At 41.7% G+C, this 24,273-nt stretch carries 19 protein-coding genes; 15 read left to right on the top strand and 4 right to left on the bottom strand.

Features of this window, described 5'->3' with window-relative positions; genetic code table 11:
- Window positions 1-229: 229 nt before the first annotated feature.
- A complete protein-coding gene (gene cmk, locus DC077_RS03320; protein WP_192874911.1) occupies window positions 230-898 on the bottom strand; it encodes a (d)CMP kinase in 669 nt (222 codons plus the stop codon).
- Between the two features lie 527 nt (window positions 899-1,425).
- Here cmk and hemC point away from each other — a divergent pair.
- The 12 genes from hemC (at window position 1,426) to DC077_RS03260 (ending at window position 17,594) form a co-directional block, all read left to right on the top strand.
- Complete coding sequence (gene hemC, locus DC077_RS03315) at window positions 1,426-2,349, top strand: hydroxymethylbilane synthase (protein WP_109200913.1); 924 nt, start codon at window positions 1,426-1,428, stop codon at window positions 2,347-2,349.
- A 31-nt stretch (window positions 2,350-2,380) separates the two neighbouring features.
- The gene (locus DC077_RS03310; RefSeq protein ID WP_162297633.1) at window positions 2,381-4,945 is read left to right on the top strand and encodes a uroporphyrinogen-III C-methyltransferase; all 2,565 of its coding nucleotides are present in this window, start codon (window positions 2,381-2,383) and stop codon (window positions 4,943-4,945) included.
- Window positions 4,945-6,402 carry a heme biosynthesis HemY N-terminal domain-containing protein gene (locus tag DC077_RS03305; RefSeq protein ID WP_109200915.1) on the top strand — a complete coding sequence of 486 codons (1,458 nt, stop codon included), beginning with the start codon at window positions 4,945-4,947 and terminating at the stop codon, window positions 6,400-6,402. Before DC077_RS03310 ends, DC077_RS03305 begins: the two co-directional genes overlap by 1 nt.
- Window positions 6,403-6,833: 431 nt before the next feature.
- On the top strand, window positions 6,834-7,634 hold the full coding sequence (gene folP / locus DC077_RS03300; RefSeq protein WP_239990390.1) for a dihydropteroate synthase: 801 nt from the start codon (window positions 6,834-6,836) through the stop codon (window positions 7,632-7,634).
- A gap of 108 nt (window positions 7,635-7,742) precedes the next feature.
- Window positions 7,743-9,653: an ABC-F family ATP-binding cassette domain-containing protein gene (locus DC077_RS03295; protein ID WP_109200917.1), complete on the top strand. Its 1,911-nt coding sequence runs from the start codon at window positions 7,743-7,745 to the stop codon at window positions 9,651-9,653.
- An 877-nt stretch (window positions 9,654-10,530) separates the two neighbouring features.
- Window positions 10,531-11,505, top strand: a complete 975-nt coding sequence (gene cyoA, locus DC077_RS03290; RefSeq protein ID WP_109200918.1) for a ubiquinol oxidase subunit II — start codon at window positions 10,531-10,533, stop codon at window positions 11,503-11,505.
- 11 nt (window positions 11,506-11,516) lie between these two features.
- Window positions 11,517-13,520 (top strand): cbb3-type cytochrome c oxidase subunit I, encoded by a 2,004-nt coding sequence (locus DC077_RS03285; RefSeq protein ID WP_109200919.1) that lies wholly within the window; start codon window positions 11,517-11,519, stop codon window positions 13,518-13,520.
- Complete coding sequence (gene cyoC, locus DC077_RS03280) at window positions 13,520-14,131, top strand: cytochrome o ubiquinol oxidase subunit III (protein WP_109200920.1); 612 nt, start codon at window positions 13,520-13,522, stop codon at window positions 14,129-14,131. The genes DC077_RS03285 and cyoC overlap by 1 nt, the downstream gene beginning before the upstream one ends.
- Window positions 14,128-14,505 (top strand): cytochrome o ubiquinol oxidase subunit IV, encoded by a 378-nt coding sequence (gene cyoD, locus DC077_RS03275; RefSeq protein ID WP_109200921.1) that lies wholly within the window; start codon window positions 14,128-14,130, stop codon window positions 14,503-14,505. The genes cyoC and cyoD overlap by 4 nt, the downstream gene beginning before the upstream one ends.
- Before the next feature lie 197 nt (window positions 14,506-14,702).
- Entirely contained in the window at window positions 14,703-15,593 is an 891-nt protein-coding gene (gene cyoE / locus DC077_RS03270) for a heme o synthase (protein ID WP_239990329.1), read from the top strand.
- A gap of 185 nt (window positions 15,594-15,778) precedes the next feature.
- Window positions 15,779-16,540 carry an SDR family NAD(P)-dependent oxidoreductase gene (locus DC077_RS03265; RefSeq protein ID WP_109200984.1) on the top strand — a complete coding sequence of 254 codons (762 nt, stop codon included), beginning with the start codon at window positions 15,779-15,781 and terminating at the stop codon, window positions 16,538-16,540.
- Window positions 16,541-16,664: 124 nt separating this feature from the next.
- On the top strand, window positions 16,665-17,594 hold the full coding sequence (locus DC077_RS03260) for a dipeptidase (protein ID WP_109200922.1): 930 nt from the start codon (window positions 16,665-16,667) through the stop codon (window positions 17,592-17,594).
- Between the two features lie 507 nt (window positions 17,595-18,101).
- Here DC077_RS03260 and DC077_RS03255 read toward each other — a convergent pair.
- From DC077_RS03255 to DC077_RS03245, 3 genes are all read right to left on the bottom strand, one after another.
- Entirely contained in the window at window positions 18,102-18,932 is an 831-nt protein-coding gene (locus tag DC077_RS03255) for an outer membrane protein (protein WP_109200923.1), read from the bottom strand.
- Window positions 18,933-19,173: 241 nt separating this feature from the next.
- Window positions 19,174-20,244: an alanine racemase gene (alr, locus tag DC077_RS03250; protein ID WP_109200924.1), complete on the bottom strand. Its 1,071-nt coding sequence runs from the start codon at window positions 20,242-20,244 to the stop codon at window positions 19,174-19,176.
- A 295-nt stretch (window positions 20,245-20,539) separates the two neighbouring features.
- Window positions 20,540-21,202 carry a glutathione S-transferase family protein gene (locus DC077_RS03245; protein ID WP_109200925.1) on the bottom strand — a complete coding sequence of 221 codons (663 nt, stop codon included), beginning with the start codon at window positions 21,200-21,202 and terminating at the stop codon, window positions 20,540-20,542.
- A 529-nt stretch (window positions 21,203-21,731) separates the two neighbouring features.
- Between DC077_RS03245 and ygfZ the strand changes: the two genes are divergently transcribed.
- From ygfZ to DC077_RS03230, 3 genes are all read left to right on the top strand, one after another.
- Entirely contained in the window at window positions 21,732-22,433 is a 702-nt protein-coding gene (ygfZ, locus tag DC077_RS03240; protein ID WP_109200926.1) for a CAF17-like 4Fe-4S cluster assembly/insertion protein YgfZ, read from the top strand.
- Between the two features lie 122 nt (window positions 22,434-22,555).
- On the top strand, window positions 22,556-23,587 hold the full coding sequence (locus DC077_RS03235; protein ID WP_109200927.1) for a 6-phosphofructokinase: 1,032 nt from the start codon (window positions 22,556-22,558) through the stop codon (window positions 23,585-23,587).
- 214 nt (window positions 23,588-23,801) lie between these two features.
- Window positions 23,802-24,191, top strand: a complete 390-nt coding sequence (locus tag DC077_RS03230; protein WP_094566605.1) for a RidA family protein — start codon at window positions 23,802-23,804, stop codon at window positions 24,189-24,191.
- Window positions 24,192-24,273 lie beyond the last annotated feature (82 nt).

Here is a 24,273-nt window from a genome sequence, read left to right as displayed (position 1 = left end):
CTTCTATCTGATGAATAAAGCAAAAGAGGGACCGATACTTTCAGTCTCCTCACTGCCCATTAACGAAGTTTCAACTTCAATTTCAACCCCAACCTAATTCTTTAGTAGAATCGCTAAGTGGAACTACTCAGTAGAATTTTAGAAGATGTTTTAAGAGAAATTGACCTAGGATAAATCGATCCCGCTCTTCACTTGTAGCGCATCTATCAACGGTAAATTTCTCTATATTCTAGAGAAACCGCTCCGTGACGGCGTTCCAAGCAAGGGTAAAGACCTCATCTACTCCAAGTTCAGATGTGTCGATAATAATCGCATCATCTGCCGCTATGAGAGGGGCGCTCGACCGCGTCCGATCTCGCTCATCTCTTGCCTCAACCTCAGATAAAATCTGCTCTATATTAGCGCAAATTCCACTCTCTAACAACTGTTTATAACGTCTTTTTGCCCGCTCTTGTGCCGTTGCGGTTAAAAAGAGCTTTAATTGAGCTTCAGGAAAGACCACTGTCCCCATATCTCGACCATCTGCGATCAATCCTGGCGCTTGAGCAAAATCTCGCTGTCTTTGAAGAAGTGCTGCTCGAACCTTAGGTTGTTTAGCGACAATAGACGCTTTATTACCGGTCTTCTCATCACGAATCTGCAAAGTCACATCCTCTTCAGCAAGATAGATATGGAGCATTGACTCAACAACCTCAAAACGAAGCGGAAGCGCTTCTGCAAGTGATGCAACAACTGCCTCATCCTCTAAGTCTACCCCCTTCTTCTCTGCAAAGAGGGCAACTGCCCGATAGATCGCCCCTGAATCTAAAAAGTGCCACCCCAATTTTTTGGCCAACTGAAGTGAAAGCGTTCCTTTCCCTACTCCACTTGGACCATCAACCGTAATAATATTTTGCATCAGATCTCCTTATTCCCATTTCTCGATTACATTTCTCGATTAACCTTACCCATTAAATTCGCTATTTTCGCCATTTGCTCATTTGCCACATGCCATTTAACAGCATCCAACTAGAAGTAGAATCACTATTCTAAGGATTAATGACCACAAAAAATAGAGAGATGCCACAAGAAAAAGCAAAGCGTTTCTTATAAATTGATAACATATTCCATTACCCATAATGCTATTGAGATTGATCGATCCTAGTCAGACATATATCAGACATATAAAAGTATGAAGATAAAAGATGGCTAATCGAGTAGCTTATCGGACCAATCACCAGTGGTAATCACTCTTTTTGGTCAGATCACAAAAGCGATCGACCAAAGGAATGATCGAAAAGATCGAGTTTAAAAGATAAGATATAGGTAAGATACAGATAAAATATAAGATATATTTGATATATATTATCTGAGGTTATATTCAATATCGATCAATTTAAATTGATCTTGAGCGCTATACTGAAATCGAATTATTAGGATAAAAAGATGAAATTAACAATTGCAACACGTGAAAGTCCTCTCGCTCTTTGGCAAGCAAATCATGTTCGAAGTGAATTACTTAAACATTTTCCAGAGATGGAGATTGAACTTCTCGGCATGACTACTAAAGGGGATCAACTCCTCTCTTCCCCACTCAGTAAAATTGGGGGCAAAGGTCTCTTTATTAAGGAGCTAGAAGTTGCAATGTTAGAAGGTCGAGCTGATATTGCCGTCCACTCAATGAAAGATGTACCGATGGCTTCGCAGTTGCCTGAAGGAATGAGTGTCCCAGTGATTTTAAAACGGGAAGATCCTAGAGATGCATTAGTTTCTATCAACTATCAATCCTTAGATGATCTTCCAGAGGGTGCTATCGTAGGTTCTTGCTCATTACGTCGCCGAGCACAACTCTTAGCACATCGCCCTGACCTTCAAATTAAAGATCTTAGAGGTAATGTTAATACCCGCCTACAAAAGTTAGAAAATGGGGAGTACGATGCCATCATTCTAGCTGCTGCCGGTCTCATTCGATTAGGTTTTGAAGAGAAGATCACGCAACTTCTACCCGATACAATCTCATTACCAGCTGTCGGTCAAGGAGCCATTGGAATCGAGTGTGTCACTGATAATAGTGCGGTACAAGAGATCATTGCCAAGCTAAATGACCCAGAGACCGCAACCTGTGTAACTGCAGAGCGCGCATTCAATGCAAAATTAAATGGTGGCTGCCAAGCACCTATCGCCGGCTTTGCTCAATTAAGCGATAAGGGGCTCTTTCTTAGAGGATTAGTAGGTGATCTTGATAACGGTACCATCATCTATCATGAGTTATGGGGCAAACCAGAAGAGGCTGCCGCTTTAGGCGAGGCGCTTGCAGATAACCTCCTCTCTCGAGGAGCAAAAGAGATCCTTGAAAAGATCTATGGCTAACTCTATGGCAACATCTATGGGGATAAAGAGAGTGGAAAAGAATCATTCTCCGAAAAATAATCTAATTGGAATCATTGTGACGCGCCCTAAAGGGCAGTCACAAACCTTTCTCCAAAAGTTACAAAATTCGGGATTTACAGCATTTGATCTTCCCGGCATCACTATTGCCGATCCACAAGATCTTCAAGCCGCCCTTGCAGATTTAGCGCAAGTATCAACCTATGACTACCTGCTCTTTACAAGCCCAAACTCTGTTCGATTTGCGAAAAAGTTAGGGCTTCAATTTGACAAAATTAAGGGATTTATCTCTATCGGCTCTGGCACTGAGAGAGCATTACAACCCTATATTGAGGGCAAGGAGTCAATCACTGCCCCTAAACCTTACACCTCAGAGGCCCTGGTTCAAACCCTAAAAGAGCACAATATTGCCGGCAAAAGGATCTTAATCATCAGTGGCGAAGGGGGGCGACGACTTCTCGATAAAGCAATTAATGATCTTCAAGGTTTTGGCAAATATTGTGATGTCTATCGCCGAGAAGCCCCAAGAGAAGAGATGCTTGATCTCAAGCCGATTTTAGAATTTAAGACCCAATCGCCCTCAACAGATTCACCAAAACGGCTCTATCTTGTAATCTCTAGCCAAGAAGCTTTCAATAACTTACTTCCTATTTTAGATCGACACCAGCTGAGAGCCCAAATTGATGGGGTCTTTGTTGGTAGCGAACGATTAGAAAACATAGTAAAATCAGAAGGGTTTGAGAGAGTCATTGTTGCCCGATCTGCACTCGAAAAAGATCTATGGCAAGCAATCGAAGAGAAATTTAATAACTTTAATTCATTGAATAACTCTTATAACCATCCCCTCAATACCCCTTCTATCTCACCTGATAATGATAAGGAGCGCTCTATGACGCAAGAGCTGAATAACCAAGATTCTAAAAAAACAGAACAGTCTATCTCCCCAAAAACTTCTACCAATGAGGCTACTACTGTAGATAAAGAGCTTGATGCAGCATCTGTGGAGAGCACTCAAAAGCCGGATAATGATCCGCCGGCCAATGGTAAACGCGCCAACCAGAAAGGCAATAAAAAACGCGGAAATGCGCGCAAAGAGAATCAAGCCTCTGAAAAAGTAGCGACTGAAACAGAATCGGTAGAGAAAGAGGACCTTCCCGTAACCGAGACTTCACAAGATACTCCTAAAGCGGACTCTACAGAAGAGAAGAACGAGCAGAAAAATGAGAGCGTGAAAGATTCAACTGAGACAAGCACCCTTAAGGAGAGCTCCATGGTTGAGGAAAATATCACAACCACTCCTCAGCTAGAAGCTCCTCAAGTTGAAGAGAGCCCAACCCATGCGACAGCTGAATCGCCTCGCCCACGCCAAGGGCTTACCTATCTTGCGCTTATCTTAGCTTTAGGGGGATTAGGTCTTGGAGGATTCTCCTTCTATAAAGGTTCTTTAGAAAAGGATGACAAGATCGCGCAACTTGAAAGTGCTCTCGCATCAGATACAGCAACCATTAATAGCCTTAAAGGGGAGATCGATACTCTCAATCAGAGCCTCTCAACCCTAAAAGTGACAACTGATAAGATTGCGGCAAGCGATGCACAATCACTCTCTGGACAGGTCGCTACTGTTGCACAAAAACATGAGCAGCTTAACCAGTCGCTTGCAGAGTCTGCAAAAGGATTGCAAGCGCAGATCGATAAGTTAGCGGCAACGCAAAAAGAGCTCTTAACGCAGAGTGATCAGATCAACAATATTGCTAAAGTGAGTAACCAAGCCATCACCATTGCTAATGATTTTGATAAAAAATTAGCAGCGCAAGAGTTACAGCAAAATGTGGTTCTCAACGAAGCAAAAGAGCTTATCTCTACCATTAAAAATATTACAGATCTCGAGATGCTTCGCACGACAGAGGTTGATTACCTTCTTAAAGTTGCAATTCAGAAAGTACAATATGATAAAGATTATAAGACTGCAGGACAGATCTTAAACTCAGCACTCGATAAACTTTCTCAAATCAACAGCATTAACTTCAACGAGACGAAACAATTACTCCAGGCTAATATTGAGACACTCAAAACATTAACTCCATTGGATCTTGTTGATATTACAAATCGCTTAGAGAAAGTGACCGTGCTCCTTCAAAAAGCGCCACTTAAGAGTGATAGCGCATTAGTCAATCTTAAAAATGAGATCTTCAATCAAGGCGCACCTGAAGGGGAGAGCTGGACTGATAAATTAACAAGCTCTCTCAAGCATCTTGTCGTCATTGAAGATAAGCGAGCAGAAGTGCCAGAATTAATGGCAAAAGAGGATCGCTTCTTCCTTCTGCAAAATACTCAACTTGAATTAACCGCGGCAAAAATTGCGTTACTTCAAGATCAAGTCACCCTCTTCAAACACTCTGTCGAGACTGTTCAATCTTGGGTTAAAACCTACTTCGATGAAGATAATGCCGATGTAAGAGAGGCTATTCAACAATTACAATGGCTTCTTGATGCAAAACTCGAGGTCACACCCCCCAATATTGAGCGCACTCTAACAGACTTTGAGGCAACTCTTCGAGCATATAAAGGAGCGCAATAATGGGTAGATTAATTAAAACAATCGGTTGGATTATTCTTATCCCGATTTTAGCCATTCTTCTCTTCTTTGCCGTCAAAGATGATACTGGACAGGTTCTAATAACAGGTACTTTTCCTCTTATTGGACCTAAAACGATTCACACCACTATTGTGGGGGGATTGCTTCTCGCTGCAATCTCTATTCTTATTATCTATGTGGTGATTCGTCTTATTATTACTATCGTTAGAACGCCTAAGATTATGCGCCACTTTACCCTCAATCGACGGGCAAAGGTTGCAGAAAAACAATTTGCAAAAGCTGAACTGGCACTACTTGAGAATCGCCCTACAGTCGCTGAAGATCTCTTTCTACTTGCGGCGAAAGGGAGCAAAAGCAAAAATCTCTGCTATATCGGGGCAGCAAGAGCAGCGCAACTCTCTGGCAATATTGAAAAAAGAGATCGCTATCTACGAGAGATCGATCTTTCTGACTCTAAGCATGATCGAGAATTAGCAGAAGTACAGCGTGCTGAACTCCTCTTAGAGGCGGATGAGAATGAAAAAGCAGAATTACTTCTCAATACCCTTTTAGAGCGAGAGAAAAATTATTATGCCACGCTTCTATTAGCGGTCGCCCTTCAAAAACAGGGTAAAAATGAAGCGCTCTTTAGGCTTCTCCCCAATTTACAGAAGGCTCTTCCCCGCTTAACACCTAGCGAAGAGATCACTTACTACACCGAAAGTGTCTATAAAGCGCTCTTTGAGTATGCAAGTCAAATTAGTAAAGATTCAGATCAACTACGACTTGTATGGGGCCGCCTTCCTAAAAACCTTCAACATGAACCTGCACTCTTGATTGCATATGCCAATCGTCTACTCGATGTTGGAGATACTAAACGGGCCGAGGAGGTTCTGCGCAAAGAGATCAATCGCTCCCACAATGAGATGCTGATCCTTGCCTACGCCCATCTCTATCGAGGGGATCAACAAAAACTACTTCATCATGCGAAGAAGTTTAATGCGGATGCGCCAGATAGTGCGATCACACAATATACTTTGGCACATATGCTCTTTCGCAATCAACAATATGATGAAGCAATGGCCCATCTTGAGAAGACGATTCAACTCGACCCGCAATTTGTTAAAGCTTATCGCTTAATGGGTGAGATTAAACTTATTCAGAATGATGAGAAAGGTGCGTTAACACTCTTTAAGGAAGCGATGGCTTTAGCCTTTGATGAGCGACCTAAAGATGTAAAACGCGTCGATGGGGATCTTTTAATTGCATCAACGGATAAGCTCTCCCACAAAAAGGGGGATGAGGCGACAGAAGGTGAGTTTTCAAAGACAAATGAGCCGTCTCCTCAATCTACCTCAGAGGTGCAATCAGAGAGAACAACATCTCAAGAAGAGCCTGAAGATCTAGGAGAGCAAGATCCACATATTAACAATAACTATGATCCTCGCCGTCACCTCTAGCCGTTACCACCCTCTAGAGAAGATAAAGAGAGGATTGATAGATGTGATAACCTCTATCTAAAAAACTCTATCTAGATCCGGCGATTTGGAAGATGATAAAGATATAGATATAAAATATAAAAGATGGCTTCTGCCATCTTTTTTTCTCATATCGCTCTCATATCCTTCTCATATAGAATAGAGATTCTTTCTAGTGACTACCTTAAATACAACCACTTAAATGAAACTACTCCAATGGAGTTAGGTTAATACCGCTAGGTTGAATCAACCTTAATAACACTTATAAACGTTTATAAAAACTTATAGTGATAACCTGATAATCTAATACTCTAACAATATAATAATCTAACAATCTGATAACCTTATTAATTTCTGGACTTATGGAAATAACCTTTAATAATCGATCTTTAGATCTAAATACTCCCAAAATTATGGGAATTCTTAACTTAACGCCCAACTCTTTCTCTGATGGGGGCGATTATTATGACCCTGAGCGTGCGTTAGATCGAGCCTATGAGATGCTAGAGGAGGGAGCAGATATTCTCGATATCGGAGCAGAATCCACTAATCCTAAAGCGACTCCGATCGATAGTCAGGAAGAGATCAGACGTCTCTACCCCGTTGTATCACTCCTTAGAAAAAAGCTCGACGTTCCCCTCTCAATCGATACCTTTCGAGCAGAGACGATGAAAGCAATGCTCGACCTCGGTGCTGATATTATCAATGATGTAACTGCTTTGAGCGATCCCGGCGCACTTGAATATCTACTCGAATCAAAAGCGGCAGTGATCCTAATGCATATGTTAGGTAATCATCAAAAAATGCATATCACCGGAGATTATCAACGAGAGGGAGGTGTGACTCTTTCAGTCTCTCATCACTTAGAAAAGATTGCGCAGCAATGTGTTACCCAAGGCATTGAGTCATCAAGAATTATCTTAGATCCCGGCTTCGGTTTTGATAAATCGGTTCCCGAACAACTCACCCTCCTCAAAGAGCTTTCACTACTGATAGAGAAGAGCCCATACCCCTACCTCGTTGGCGTCTCTCGTAAGCGCTTTATTGGTGCAATTACTGGCGTAGAGCAACCTAAAGATCGACTTGCCGGCAATCTTGCTGTAGCACTCTGGAGCATAGAGCAAGGCGCAAAAATATTACGAGTTCATGATGTAAAAGCGACTAAAGAAGCTTTTTTAATGTGGCATGCGATCAATGATGCAACCGATGTATAACGATGATATAAATCGATATAACTATAAATAAAGCGTTATAGAATCAGAGAGCAACTTCCCCTTCCCTTACCCCACTTACAAGATACGACGAGATACCACAAGATCACTATGATTGAATTTCAAAATCTAACCATTCGTATGAATGCGAATATTCTTATCGATAATTTCAACTTCTCCATCACTCCCCGCATGCGTGTCGGGCTCGTAGGTAAAAATGGTACCGGAAAGACAACGCTCTTCAATACCATTCTCGGTCGTCATGAGCCTGATAAAGGGGAGATTCATATCCCTAAATCAGCGGTTATTGCTGAAGTTGCACAAGAGATCTACAACACTGAACTCTCAGCTTTTGAGTATATTTTGAGTGGAGATGAGGAGCTATTAGCGCTTCGTGAAGCTGAGGTGGAAGCCTTAGCACAAAATGATGCCGATCAGATTGCTCATATCTATGCACGAATTGAGGAAATTGATGGCTATCGGGCAGAGAGCCGTGCCTATCAACTACTCGATGGTCTAGGATTTAAGGTTGAAGATTATCATAAGCAGGTTAAAGATTTTTCCGGTGGTTGGCGTATGCGCCTCAATATTGGTAAAGCATTGATGTGTCGCTCCGATATTCTTCTGCTCGATGAGCCGACAAACCATCTCGACTTTGAAACAGTTGTCTGGGTGGAAAATTGGCTCAAACAGTATCCCGGCATCTTAATTGTGATCTCTCATGACCGAGATTTTCTCGATAATATCTGCACTCAGATCATTCATCTCTATCAACAAAGAGCAACCGTTTATAGCGGAAATTACAGTGCCTTCCTCCGCTTAAAAGCAGAGAAATTAGCACATCAACAGGCACAATTTGAGAAAAATGAGAAGACTCGTGCCCATCTCCAAAAGTTTATTGATCGCTTCAGCGCTAAAGCAACAAAGGCAAAGCAAGCACAAAGCCGTGTCAAAGCGCTCGAGAAGTTAGAGGATATTGTCCCCGTTGTGGCTGAAAATGAGTTCTCTTTCCAATTTCAAACGCCGGAAAGATTGCCCGATCCCCTCATTCGCCTCGATCATGTAAGCTTTAGCTATCAGCCAAGCGATATGATTCTCAAAGAGATCAATTTTACGGTAACACCTGAGACGAGAGTTGGCATTTTAGGACGAAATGGAGAGGGAAAATCGACACTCATCAAATTGATCGCCGGAGAGAATCTACCCACTTCTGGAACAATCATCGCATCAGAGCACCTCAAAGTGGGATATTTTTCCCAACATCAGGTGGAGTACTTAACACTAAGTGAATCGCCTATTTGGCATTTAACACAATTAGATAGCCAAATTACCACCCAAGATGCACGCAACTTTCTCGGTTCCTTCGGTTTTCATGGGGATAAAGTTTTAGAAGCGATAGCACCCTTTTCAGGGGGAGAAAAGGCACGTCTAGCACTCGCGCTTATTGTCTATCAAAAACCTAATCTACTCCTCCTCGATGAGCCGACGAACCATCTCGATATTGAGATGCGAGAGGCAATTGCAATGGCTCTACAATCATTTAGTGGTGGTCTCTTAATGGTCTCTCATGATGCCTCCCTTTTAGAGCTCTGCTGCGATCAGTTTCTTCTTGTAGCAAATCAATCACTCAAAGAATTTAAGGGTGATCTAGAAGATTATCGCCAATATCTCATTGAGCAGAATCGTGCTGCATCTCGAGCTGAAAAAGGAAATGTAATAACAGAGAAGCGACCACAGCATCATCTCGATCGAGAGACTCGCAAAAAATTACAGACAGAACAGAGACGCCTTACAAAAGAGATCGAACAAGCTGAAAAGAAGTTGGCAAAGTTAGCCCTGAAAATAGAAGAGCTTGAACAGCTATTAGGTGATCCTAGCAGTTATGAGACCCTATCTCCCGAACAGATCTTAACATTTGATCAAGAAAAAAGTACGCTCGAAGCAGAGAGCGAAACATTAGAAGAAGCATGGCTAGAGGCGGCGGAGAAGCGAGAAGAGATCACAGAGCAGCTGGAAAATTAAATCTACTTCCTCACTATCTCGGCACTAAAATAAAAAATGTGATTCGTTATAGTGAAGATACTTAAGAATCCTCTTAATATTGAATACCCTTAGATATCACTAAATACATTATCTTTATTTGTATAATAATTATCTTTCAAATTAATCTTTACAATTAACTACTCCGCTTATAACTATTTTGGTGAATATTTAATACTCTAAATAAGTTCTAAAATGGATTATTGCCACTAAAAAGATTACGCTATTAAAATGAGATTAAAAATATTGTGAAAAGATATTGTGACAAGATCTATAAAAATAGATAGAAGACAAATAGATAGAAGATAAGTAGATAAACGATATATTTCTAGAATTAGATAGAGATATAGATAAAAGATAGATTAAAGATAGAATTAAAGATCAACAAAAAAAATATATATAAAGATAATCACCTCTCAAGTGGTGAAAAAAATTAAAAAGTGATATAAGACAGCTATTCAGCTTTTATAACTTTTTATCAAGTTTTATCGGCTGATATCATTAGGAAAATACGGTAGGATTATCGCTGATTTTTAAAATCCTAAATCCTTCTTCATATTTTCTAGATGAAATGTGCTCGCAATGTAAGATCTTCGGAACTTGCACTGCGATCATTCTGTTATCACGCTGTTATAAAGCGTTGAGATGATCTCAATGACACTTGTTAAAGAACACTCTCTAACAGATGTTCCCAGAGAAATTCAACCCTAGATAACAGATCATTATCGCTCTGTAGGGTGTAATTTGAATAGATAAGGTCTTGAATAGATAAGGTTCTCTTCAATGACCTCACTCTAATCAAAGAGAAGAAGAATAACTACTCTACTTTTATAAACTTATAGCTGATAGGTATTTCGATATGAACAAAGCTGCCTTAAAAGCACTAAAAATAGGCGCCATCGCTACAGCACTCTTGGTGATAACCGGCTGTAGTGATCTTGCTCTCTTCAATCCAAAAGGGGAGATTGCCGAGTATGAAAAGTGGCTTCTTATTATTAGTGCTGCCCTTATGCTCATCGTTATTATCCCCTGTATTATCATGGCGGTTATCTTCCCTTGGTGGTTTAGAGAGTCGAATAAAAAAGCGACCTATAAACCTGAATGGCAAGAATCGAAGATCTTAGAGCGCTTCATGTGGGGCGTTCCCATTGCAATTATAGCGCTTCTGACCTTTATTACAGTGCAAAGCACGATCGATCTCAACCCTAAAAAACGGATTGAGTCGGAGAAGGAGGATCTTGTCATTGAAGTGGTCTCTATGGATTGGCAATGGCTCTTTATCTATCCTGAAGAGGGAATTGCGACAATTAACACCCTCTATCTTCCGGTCGATCGTCCACTTAAATTTCGACTAACCTCGCAGACGGTAATGAATGCATTTTTTATCCCCCAAATTGGTACCCAGCTCGATGTAATGAGCGGCATGGAGAATGTCCTCTATCTGATTGTCAATGAGGAGGGAACCTATCAAGGAGCCTCATACGGATATAGTGGTGCCGGCTACTCTGATATGAAATTTAGAGTCACAGCGCTCTCAGATGAAGCGTTTGAAAAATGGGTTACAGAGCAACAGTCTCACAACGATAACCCTCTCGATTGGGCAAAATATCAAGAGTTTGTCCAAGAGGAACCAATCAATGCCCCGGAACAATATTTCCACCCTATTGAAAAAGGGCTCTATCTTCGCGTGATCTCCCAATTCTTAGATCTCAAAGAAGTTGAGGAGCATATGCGCGAGCATCTCCATGAAGTTAACCGGTTAAAGCCTAATATCGAAGCACTATTGCATCACCCTGCTTCTCCGGTATTAACCCATATCCCCCATCAACAGTAGAGGATTCGTCTATGTTTGGAAGATTAACCATCGATAGTATTCCATGGAGCCACCCGATTCCCCTCGCGGCTTTTGGATTTATTATTCTTATCGTCTTAGCTGTCCTAGCAACGATCACTTTCACCAGAAGATGGAAGTGGCTCTGGACCAATTGGCTTACCACAACCGATCATAAACGCATCGGTATTATCTACATTATCGTCGCCATTATTATGCTACTTCGTGGCTTTGCCGATGCCATCATGATGCGCTCGCAGATGGCATTAGCCTCAACAGGGGATCAGGTCGGTTACTTACCACCAGAACATTATGATCAGATCTTTTCTGCTCACGGCGTCATTATGATCTTCTTCATGGCGACTCCCTTCTTAATTGGATTGATGAACGTGGTCGTTCCTCTTCAATTAGGTCGACGAGATGTAGCCTTCCCCGTATTGAATGCGGTGAGCGTCTGGTTAACGGTAGCGGGAGCAATTTTAATCAACCTCTCACTTGGTATTGGGGAATTTGCGAAAACAGGATGGGTTGCATACGCGCCTCTCTCAGAGAAGCTCTACAGCCCCGGCGTAGGGGTTGATTACTATATCTGGAGTATTCAAGTCTCCGGACTAGGAACCACATTAGCGGCGCTGAATATGTTTGTCACCATCTTAAAAGTGAGAGCGCCTGGGATGAAGCTCTTTCAGATGCCTCTGTTTACCTGGTCAACACTCTGTACCTCCATCTTAATTCTTGCAGTATTCCCGATCTTAACAGCAACAATGTTGTTACTTGGATTAGATCGTTATCTTGGCTTTGAGATCTTCACAAACTCATTAGGCGGTGGTAGTCAGATGATGTATGTCAATCTCATCTGGGCTTGGGGCCATCCTGAGGTCTATATCTTAATTTTGCCGGCATTTGGTATCTTCTCGGAAGTTGTTTCAACCTTTAGCCGAAAATATCTCTTTGGTTATAAGGCGCTTGTTTGGGCCATTATCGCTATCCTCTTTATGTCTCTTACCGTTTGGCTACACCACTTCTTCACAATGGGTGCCGGCGTCAATGTTAACGCATTCTTTGGCGTTACAACGATGCTCATTGCCGTTCCAACGGGAGTGAAGGTCTTTAACTGGCTCTTTACGATCTATCGTGGACAAGTGAAGATGGATGTACCAATGCTCTATGCTGTCGGCTTCCTGATTCTCTTTGTTTTAGGGGGAATGACCGGGGTAATGCTAGCGATTCCAGGGGTTAACTATGCCGTTCATAATACCGAATTTGTGGTCGCCCACTTCCATAATACAATTATTGGTGGTGTTGTCTTTGGTGTTCTTGCCGGCTATAACTTCTGGTTCCCTAAAGCATTTGGCTTTAGATTACATAAAGGCTGGGGATATGCTACCTTCTGGCTCTGGTTTATAGGCTTCCTCTTTGCCTTTATCCCACTCTACCTCGCCGGATTTGATGGTATGCCGCGCCGTATTAGTCAAAATATCGACCCTCGATATGGAACTTACCTCGTCGTTGCACTCTTTGGTGCTGTCTTAATCTTCTTAGGGATTATCGCTATTTTAGTCCAACTCTTTGTCAGTATTAAACAGCGTGAAAAATTGAAAGATCCAACGGGAGATCTCTGGAATGGACGCTCACTTGAGTGGTCAATCCCTTCACCTCCCCCTGTTTATAACTATGCGGTCATTCCACAAGTAGATGATATCGATATGTTCTGGAAATTAAAGCAGGAAGGAAAAGCTTATGATCCTAATCGACAATATCAAGATATCTATATTCCAAAGCACACTGCTCTCGGATTTGTCTCCGGTGGTGTCTTAGCTGGACTTCTCTCTTTCTCACTCGTCTGGAGCATCTGGTGGATGGCTATTCTCTTCTTTAGTGCGGCTATTATCTGGTGGATCATCGAAAGCTTTAGAGAGCATGAAGAGATCCTGATCCCGGCAGAAGAGGTTAAAGCTGCTGATGAAGCCTTCTTAGAACGTGTTAAACAGTATCAACTTGCACAAGGAGAACAGTAATGGCAACAACTACCTTAAGTCGTTCCGATATTCAATTACGCCAAGAAGAGGAGAGTGCTAACAACAAGGTCTTTGGTTTTTGGATCTATCTGATGGCAGACTCCATTATCTTTGGAACTTTCTTTGCGGTCTTTGTCGTTCTCTTACAGAATACAACCCATGGCCATACACCCCATTCGCTCTTCGATCTTGGCAATGCATTTGCTGAAACGGTGGCGCTACTAACAAGTAGCCTCACCTGTGGTTTAGCGATGTTGACGCTAAAAAGAGGAAAGATAGGCGCTACGATCCTCCTTCTGATCATCACCTTTATTCTCGGAGGCATCTTCCTAACATTAGAGATTAGAGAGTTCTTAGGCTTTATCGATATCGGGGCAACACCTCAGAGTAGTGGCTTCCTCTCTGGATTCTTCTCGCTTGTAGGTCTTCATGGTGCGCATCTATCGATCGGTATGGTCTGGATGTTGGTGATGATGTTTCAGCTGGCATTTAAAGGGTCAACCTTAGAGACACGTACACGCATGAAGCTCTTTAGCCTCTTTTGGCACTTCCTCGATATTATCTGGATCTGTATCTTTACTGTTGTCTACTTGATGGGGGTTTCACTATGACCGATCACAATACTACATTAACGGCACCGCAAGAGGCGATTGAGCAAACGACTCAAGAGGGGAAAGGAGAGTTGACAGCCTACTTAGTCGGTTACGGCTTCTCCATTATTCTTACCCTCCTCTCTTTTGGAACGGTTATCTATCTTAGAGAGATGCTCTCAATTGGTGTATTAGCCGGCATTTTAGCGCTGAGTGCTATCACACAGGTTATAGTGCAAGTGGTCTGCTTCCTCCATATTAAAAAAGGGGATAACGATGGCTGGAATGTGGCATCTCTCCTCTTTACCGGCATTATCCTTTTGATGGTTGTCGGTGGTTCTGGATGGGTAATGTACTATCTCCATATGAATATGATGCCCGAACTCCCACTCTAATTGGGGAGATGATTAAATGGAGTATTATTGTGAGAAGAGGTTACCTGATCTCGCTCTATAATCGAGTTTTTTCAATCTAGCTTTTCAACCTAACTTTTCAATCTAGTTAGTTACAAAGCTAAAAGCGATTACTCAAAGCGCGATCTTAAGCACCTCTTCTCACTACTCCTCTTGATAATATTGAGTTAAATAATCACGTGATCTATTGTAATTTTCGTCCATTTTTAAGGCTGATTAAGCATGGAATTATTTTAGGCAATCTCATCCCGGTGATTGCAGGCTATCTCTTAGCCCTCAATAGCACAGAAGCATTTCAATTCTCTCGCTTTATTGCCACGCTTTTGGGAATTAGTGTGGTAATTGCCAGCGCGACAATTGCCAATAATATTATTGATCGTGATATCGATCGCATTATGGCTCGCACCCAAAATAGACCGCTTGTCAATGGCGATATCTCCCTCACCACAGCACTCATTCTCGCCATTTTGGCTGCCATCATCGGCTTCTATCTTCTCTTTTTTCAAGTCAATGCCCTAGCGGGGATCTTCGCTTTAATCGGTTTTATCGATTATATCCTCTTCTATTCACTCATCTTTAAACGAAACTCAACGTTCAGCATTCTCGTTGGAAGCATCTCTGGTGCGGTTCCACCCCTTGTCGGTTATGTTGCGGTAACCGAGCAGATCGATCTCAATGTTCTCTATCTCTTTATCATCTTTGCAACCTGGCAAGTAGCACACTCCTATGCCATTACTCTCTATCGTAAAGAGGATTATCAATCTGCAAAGATTCCTATGGCACCTCTCTTTCTCTCTTTAAAGAGAACCCAAAGAGAGATGGCGCTCTATGTTGGCGCAATGACTATTGCAATCCTATTCCTGACGCTAAAGAGTTTTCATCTCCATGGGATGCAACTTCTAATTATAGCGATTACCCTCTATTGGTTGGTGGATATCTTAAGGCCTATTCAGATGGAAGAATCTCTCTGGGGGCGACGTCAATTTCTCAACTCCCTACTACTCATCATGGCATTCTGCTTTACGATTATGATCGATTATCTCTTAACCCATCTTATCGATCATCTCTAAGCATCAGCGATAATCGGCTGATATTCCCTATATACGAAAAGTTCTTACCACTACAGATACTCATTCCTCTTTAAAAATGCTATTTTGTTTAAAAAGAGAGACGAACAAAGTATCAATACGAAAGTGTCAATATGGAGGATCTCTCCATAAAAACGAATAAAGGAACAGATGAAGGAGTAATAAAGATGAATATACTTATCACGGGTGCATCGTCAGGCTTTGGACTCGAAGCGACTAAAATTTTTATTGAAAATGGACATACCGTTGTCGGTCTTGCGCGAAGACACAAGAAGCTAATGGAGATTAAGCACCTGTTAGGGGAGAATTTCTATCCTCTCACTGCAGATATGGCCAACTTAGAGTCGATTAAAGAGGGTATTGAAAATCTACCAGAGCCTTTTGATCAAATCGATATTTTAATCAACAATGCCGGTCTTGCACTCAACCTCAATCCCGCTTTCGATGTGGACTTTCAAGATTGGCAAACCATGATCGATGTTAATATTCGTGGCTTAAGCTATATCACCCACCTTATTCTTCCACAGATGGTAGCTCGTGATGATGGTTATATTATCAATATCAGCTCCACTGCCGGCAACTATCCCTACTATGGCTCTAATATCTATGGCCCAACAAAAGCATTTGTTACCAGCTTTTCACAAAATCTAAGGGCTGATCTTATTGGGAAAAATATTCGCGTCTCCAATGTTGAACCCGGTCTCTGTAGCGATACAGAATTCTCTAATATTCGCTTTAAGGGTGATGATGCTCGTGCAGAATCGGTCTATGCCGATGTAGAAGCGGTCACCGGTAGAGAGATCGCTGAGATTATCTACTGGCTCACGACACAACCTAAACATGTTAATATTAACCGTATTGAAGTGATGCCCACTATGCAGACCTTTGCCGGATTGACGGTCTATAAAAAGGAGAAATCGCCGAGTTAAACAGATAGCCAAAATGCCTACCCGCCTCTTTTAATGGCAAGTATTCATTGATTACCCTTTATTACCACTACAATATTACCACTCCAATCACCCCTTACACTTAATTTAGCAAGAGCAATCTATTATGAAAATTATCGATCTTCATTGTGACGCCTTAATGAAACTCTCTGATGCAAAAGGAAAACTCTCCTTCAAGGATTCAATAGCGCTCGATGTTAATCTAGATAAACTTCAAAAAGGGGGAGTTAAAGTTCAAGCTTTTGCACTCTTTGTCTCCCCCTCGCTCCCCTCCTCCGATCAATTTCAGGAAGTGATTGCTCAGATCCACTACTTCTATCAGGATATTTTAGAGAAGCATCCAGAGATGCGCCTCATTCGTTCCTGGGATCAGATATCACAACTCAAAGAGGGGGAGATTGGTGCATTTTTAACCTTAGAAGGGGTGGATCCTATCGGAAATGATCTCAAAAAATTGACGCTACTCTACCAATTAGGTGTTCGATCAATTGGCCTTACCTGGAACAATGGAAATCTAGCGGCTGATGGCGTTGCTGAAGCTCGAGGAGCGGGATTGAGTCGCTTTGGTCGTGAAATTGTAAAATGGTGCAATGAACATCAACTCTTTGTTGATGTCTCGCACCTTCATCCAACCGGTTTTTGGGATGTTATATCATTGGCAAAATATCCTATTGCCAGTCACTCTAATGCCATGACTATTTGTGAACATCGCCGTAATTTAACAGATGATCAGATTCGAGCGATGATTGAGCGAGATGCGATGATTCATATCGTTTTCTGCCCACCATTTGTGAAGAAAGGGGGGAATGCCACAATCATTGATGTGATCTATCAGATCAATCATATTGTCGCTTTAGGAGGCATTAAAAATATTGGATTTGGTTCCGATTTTGATGGAATTGAGTCGAAGGTCGAAGGTTTAAGCGATGCAAGCATGTACCCCAATCTTATTGAAGCGCTAAAAGCATTCTACTCTGAAGAGGAGATCGCCGGGTTTGCCTATCAAAACTTTTTAGATCGGCTGCCACAATCATAGCCTCTCACTATTACATTACTATTACTATTACTATTACTATTACTATTCTCAATTCTGCGCCACTCGGTGTCATAGAGCATGAATAGTTGAGTAGCTCAATAGTTGAATGACTCAATAGCTGAATATCTAATATGTAAGTATAAATTTATATTTTTTATTGTAAATAATAGTATGTTGTTATATATTATCAATATTAGATCTACCTACCCATAATGATTTTCGATCACTGATTGATCCCTCAGTTGATCGAAAGCTATCTAAAATCGCAAGATGTCGTATAAAATAGCGATATAAAATATGATGTAAGATATGCATGCAAAATAAAATAGTCGCATCAAATGAGGCGACTATTTTAAGAGTAAACACAATGGTAGTGAACTTATAGAGAGCTCAATTAATAGCTAGATGATGAGAATAACCATCTGATCGCTATTAAAATGGTCACATAAAATTACAACATAGCGTAATTATGAACTCTTTTTAGCAAATTTAATAATAATCTATGATCTACCAAGGTAGCGCTTCAACTTTTTTAGGTGTAACGCGCTTATCTGCAGGTAAGGCTCCCCCTGATTTTGAGGCTTTGCTGTTATAGTTGTTAGATTCCATCCGCTCAAAGCTCTCTCTAAGTTCTGGCGTTACATGATCTGCATAGATATTCTCTTTAGCAGGCGCTTCTTCCCGATAAAGCTCTCCTAAAATATGACGAACACCGAGTGTTAATTCATTGGAGACCACTTTTGCTTTCAGTTGGGAATTGTGAGTCGTCGCTGTTTGGGTTTTACCTAAATCGACATGACGAAAACCAAAATCAATCGCCGTATTAGGGGTTGCTTGATAAGAGAGGCCGGCACCTAATGACCAGGCAAAATTATTTTGAGAGCCTGATTGATAATTAAAATGATTACCATAATTCCCTGTCGATTTTAAGCGAGCATAACCAACACCGGCAACACCATAGAGCGAGAGATCATCCTTAAGCTTATAGCTTAAATAGCTATTGACCATTAGACGCTGACTCTTAATTTTTTGCTGATAAAAATCGCTCTCCGTTAAATTATTGTAGCTCTTAGATTGTGGTAGAACATACTCCAACTCTACACGAAAAATATCATCAAATTGGTAACCTGCAGCAACAGAACCATTGATGCTATTGCTATGCTTTGCGCCTTTTTTGACAACTTCATTCCCGGGAAGCCTAGATTCTCCCATTTTTTTTGCCTCCTGTCTTATCCCTAAAACATTGGCACCAGCATAAAATCCTGTCTCCATTTCAGCCAATGCACAAGGAGAGATACCTACTAATAACATGGAGGCCAATAGGGCGCTCTTTTTCATATCTTTTTCCTTCCCATAAAATAAATTAAAACTAACGATAAAGCTTGATTGATCCCACTTTACCAATTTTTTAACAATACAAGTTATTCTCTTTTTTAGCAATTTCTCTATTATACTGATAACAAATGATATTTTCGACTTTAACTTTCAACCCTCAAAACCAATAATCGGAAAAAAGAAGGGCTGTTATCCCCTCCTTTTTATAATAAGAAATTCTAACGAATAGTTTTAAAGAATAGTGCTAATTAACAATATAGTGAACTCTCTTAGCTAAATGGGTTAAAATTGTATAAGGAATTGTACCGGCCCATGCTGCAACCCTCTCTATTGGTAACCGTTCCCCAAAGATCTCGACAGGTTGATCCCAAGCACTTTTCGGCACGGAACGAAGATCAATCATCATCATATCCATCGCAGGTCTTCCCACAATTTTAGCGCGATGATCTCCCACTAAGACATAAGCCTCCTCACTAATTTCCCGAGGATAACAATCTGCATAGCCACAGGCGATCACTCCGATCGGCATTCGCTCTGTTGCAACAAACCTTGCCCCATAACCGACACTCTCCCCAGCCTCGATCTCTGTGGTATGGATCACTTTTGAACGAAGTGTGATGAGTGGACGTAAACCAAAATCAGCACCTGTTGTTCCTTCTATCGGCGAAACACCATAGAGCGAAATCCCCATCCGCACAATCGATTGATGGGTTGTCGGCGCTCGCAAAATTGCCGCTGAGTTTGCCATAGATTGGGGAAGCCCTAAGCGCTCTAATTGTGCCATTCGCTCAATCTGTTTTGGGAAAAGTGGCGAATCAGCTTCATCAGAGGTGGCAAAATGGGTCATCAAGGTGATTGAAGCAACGGTAGAGAGCGCTCTTAAACGCTCTACAACAGAGAATGCTTCCTCCGGCGTAAATCCTAATCGATGCATACCGGTATCGACCTTTACAAAGATGCCAATCGGTGCGGTAAGATCTGATTCCGCCAACATTCGAAGTTGTCGCTCATTGCCAATAGCGACAAGATAATTACTCTCACTTGCCCGCTGATACTCTTCTGGAGCAAAGACTCCCTCTAAGAGTAAAATCGGCAACTTGCCCCCTTTTTGCCGAATATCATCTGCCTCTTCTCGCATCGCAACAGCGATATAATCTACTGTTCGATTGATAATCGGTAATAGATTCTCCACTCGATGTCCATAAGCATCTGCTTTCAATACAGCACAATGTTGACTCTGGGGCGACTTCCCTTTCAAAATCTTAATGTTATTCTCTAATGCTGCATTAGAGAAGTAGGCGACTAACGGTCTCATATATTTCCTCTCAATCACTCACTATTATCTCTATCTTCTTTCAAAAATTGATAACGTGGCATTGCCTTGGGTTAAGGCGACTCTATTATTGGTGATATGGTGATATTTACATTAATACTTGTACTGATGGTACGCGCCCTGAAAGATTAGATGTAAAAAAGAGATTAGCGACTTCTCTTTGAAGATATCTGCTAATCTCTCAATCTCATCATGATTGGGCCTTAAAATTGTACTACTACTTCTAAAGATGACCAAGCATTGATCCCTGAATGGGGGATTCATTACTCAATATTTATTACTCAATATTTTGGAAGAGAATACCTCCACGCCCTTTTTGGATCTCGATAAACTTCTCTGTCCAATCCCCGGCAATAATCTGCAAGACGGCATGATGCGTTAAAAGCTTATTGCTCAATGCTTCTAGCTTCGGGAAATCCGCTAAAATATTCTCAACACCAATAGAGGCCAACGCATCGAAACGGATAAACATCGGTGCTAAAACGATATCCACCGCGGTCATCGTCTCTCCACTAAAATAGCTACGCCCACAGCGCTCTTCGAGCACTTTTAGGGTCGCTTTCATTGTAGCAAAATGTTGCTCAACTTCAGCTTCACTCTTAGCCCCCATACTCATATATTGCGGACCATATAGCTCGCCTGCAACACCCGCCCAGGCGCGCTGAATAGCTCTCTTTGCCGGCAATTTAGCATAGATTGAAGGAACCTTATGTAGCTCTTCGATATACTCCACAATAGCCATCGATTCGAAGAGAACCTCTCCTGTTGTCACCTTCATAACCGGCACTTTTCCTAAAGGAGACCACTCTTTAAACCACTCAGGTAATTCAGCATGCGGATCGAGCCAGATCGACTCAAAATCAACCGCTTTCTCATTTAATGCAATAAGGACTCTCTGCACAAAGGGGCAGAATGGGTACCCCACCACTTGATAACTCATATTGACCTCCAGGCTCTAATTTATCAGCAACTTATCTCTCTATTATGACGATCCATGTCTCCTAGCTGATCGGTAGCAACATGGGCAAAACATAGGTATATTGCTCCTTTTTAGTCTATCATAAGGGGAGCTTTAAGAAGCGATTATACAAACTTCTCTCCATTTTAAAAATGGAAAAGAGAGAAAATAACACAAATCAACTCCGCTACTGATTCAACCTTTTTTATGGTGAGTCATAGATCATCGAAGAGATGAAATGATTCCTCACTATTGCGCTACAATAGGCTTATGCAAGGACCATTACGCAATGGTCTTATACAATGGCCTTATACAATGCTCTTATACCATCTCTTACAACATAGCGAGTGCAGAATCACTCGACGATATAGAGAGATCGTAGATAGAAATAATCAAAACAACCAGAAACAACCCAAAATAACCAAGAATAATGAAGAAAATAACCGATAAAACAATCGGTTAAAAATATAGTTTACAAACTCAATCTGAAGCTCATAGGGAGAATTCTTATATGTCAATTCAACTTAATAGACTCACTGTTGCCGGTAAAGATGCGGCTACTTTTTTACAAGGGCAGATCACTGCAGATGTTAACCATTTAACCTCAATCTACTCAGAACGTGAGAATCAAGGATTAGGGGCGATCTGTAATCGTCAAGGACGTGTTATTGCCCTCTTCTGGATTATCAAAGAGGATGATGAAACTTTCCATCTCCTCCTACCTAAAGTGTTAGCAGAGCAGATCGAAAAGCATCTAAAGATCTTTATCTTCCGCTCAAAAGTGACTCTCCTCTTAGAGACTCCGACTGCAGATGATTTAGCAATGCTACCGGAAGGACTCTCTATTCCTTGGATCACAACCGACAATAGTGAAGCGTATGTTCCACAGATGTTAAGCCTTGATCTATTAGGTGCCATCAGTTTTAAGAAGGGATGCTATACCGGTCAAGAGATCGTTGCTAGAATGCAATATTTAGGAAAACATAAACGACGCCTCGCCCTCATTACTGCGGAAGATGAAAGTGATCTCCAATGCAATGCCACTATCACTAATCAAAGTGGCAAAGAGGCTGGGACAGTTGTCTATCATCAAGGTCAACAAGCTTTTGCTGTTGTAAGATTAGATGAGGTTACAGATACACCTCTTAAGATCAATGCCACCGTCACAATTGAAAAGATTTGGCATGAGGAAGAAGATCAAGATCAGAATTAATAATGAAGTAATCAATAGCGCTCAATCTCTGATTGAGCTCACTCTAGTACGCTCTGTGCATACTCTATGTCTGCTCAAAATCGGAGAGATCAATCATCGACGCCTTTAAGGAGAGAAAATAGATGAGTCAAAAACATATTGGTATTTTAACGGCTGGCGGTGATTGCCAGGGATTAAATGCGGCATTACGAGGAATTACTCTCGCTGCACTCAAAGAGGGGTGGAAGGTCACCGGTATTCATGATGGCTTTCTCGGTTTAGCGGAGATGGCGCATAGCGAATTAACCTTTGCAAATGTATATGATATTGCCGGCACAGGCGGAACAATTCTTGGGACTGGTCGCGGTGGTGGTAAATCTCAAAATACAGAAGAGGCGGTTGCTGCTTGTGTTGCTAGCTTTAATACACTAGAACTTGATGCCCTAATCTGTCTTGGCGGTGATGGAACGCAACGATTTGCCTCCTATCTTCATGCTGCTGGCGTTCCTGTCGTCACCCTTCCTAAAACAATCGATAATGATATCGCCCATACAGATGTAACCTTTGGCTATGATACTGCCGTTCAAGTCTCCGTTATGGCTCTCGATCGCTTAAGAACTACCGCTGATTCTCATCATCGTCTTATGATCTTAGAGGTGATGGGTCGCGATGCGGGATGGTTAGCGGTGGGAGCAGCCTTAGCGGGTTCTGCTGATATCTGTCTTATTCCTGAAATCCCCTACTCATTAGAGGCGATTGTAGAATATGTCCGCAAAAATATTAAGAATCGTCGCTCTGCCCTTCTCGTTGTAGCAGAAGGGGCGATCTCTCAAGAGAATCATCGCCTTGGCCTGACGCCTAAAAAGCATGCTGAAGCCATTAAGTTGGTCGATAGCATTCCTGAGCTTACCGGGATGCAATCACGCTTAACAACTTTAGGCTATGTGAGCCGTGGAGGCGCACCAACCGCTGCTGACCGCATCTTTGCGACCCAATGTGGTACAAAAGCGATTGAGCTCGTAAAAGAGGGGCGTTTTGGTGTCATGGTGGCAGATCAAGGACGTAAGCTTGTATCAGTACCATTAGAAGAGGTTGCGGGAAATCCTCGTCTTATTCCGGTAGACCATCCTCTGATCGAAACCATGCGTGCTACCAATATCTGTCTTGGTATTTAAAAGCAGTTAAAAATGATCCAGAAGAGAGGGATAAAAAAAGGTGTAAAAAGAGGATGTTACTCCAAATCACCTTTTACATCCCATCTTCTAACAACCTAAATCATGCCGACAGAGGAGGTAAAATATTATGATGTTACGCTTAAAACTGATACCATCATACTCCTTTATCGGAATTTTCCAGTTATATCTATAGAAGTTTATAAAATTGAACAGTATGAAGAAAATTATTAGCACAGCTCATGCCCCAGCGGCAGTTGGTCCTTATTCACAAGGGAATGTCTTTGAAAATTTAGTATTCACATCAGGACAGCTTCCACTAAATCCTGAGACGATGAAATTTCCGGAGGGAGGAATCAAAGAGCAAGCAGCACAAGCGCTTCAAAACCTCAAGGCGATCTTAGAAGCCGCCGATGCCGATTTCAGCACCGTCTTAAAAGTGACCTGCTATCTTGATGATATCAACGACTTTGCCGATTTTAATGAAGTTTATACCGAATTTTTCGGCACTGAAAATGCTCCAGCACGCTCCTGCTTTGAAGTGGGTGCTTTACCAATGGGTGCATTAGTTGAAATTGAAGCGATTGCTTATCGCAAGATCGATTAAGAATCGATAAATCATTAAATAGAAACGACTAAAAGAGAGGGAGCCATACAGATAATGGCTCTCTTTTTTATTGTCTACTTCT

It is taken from the genome of Ignatzschineria cameli (genome assembly GCF_003121895.1).
Classification (GTDB): domain Bacteria; phylum Pseudomonadota; class Gammaproteobacteria; order Cardiobacteriales; family Wohlfahrtiimonadaceae; genus Ignatzschineria; species Ignatzschineria cameli.
The sequence above is the reverse complement of the archived record's forward strand: the minus strand, read 5'-3'. Positions and strand labels throughout refer to the sequence as shown.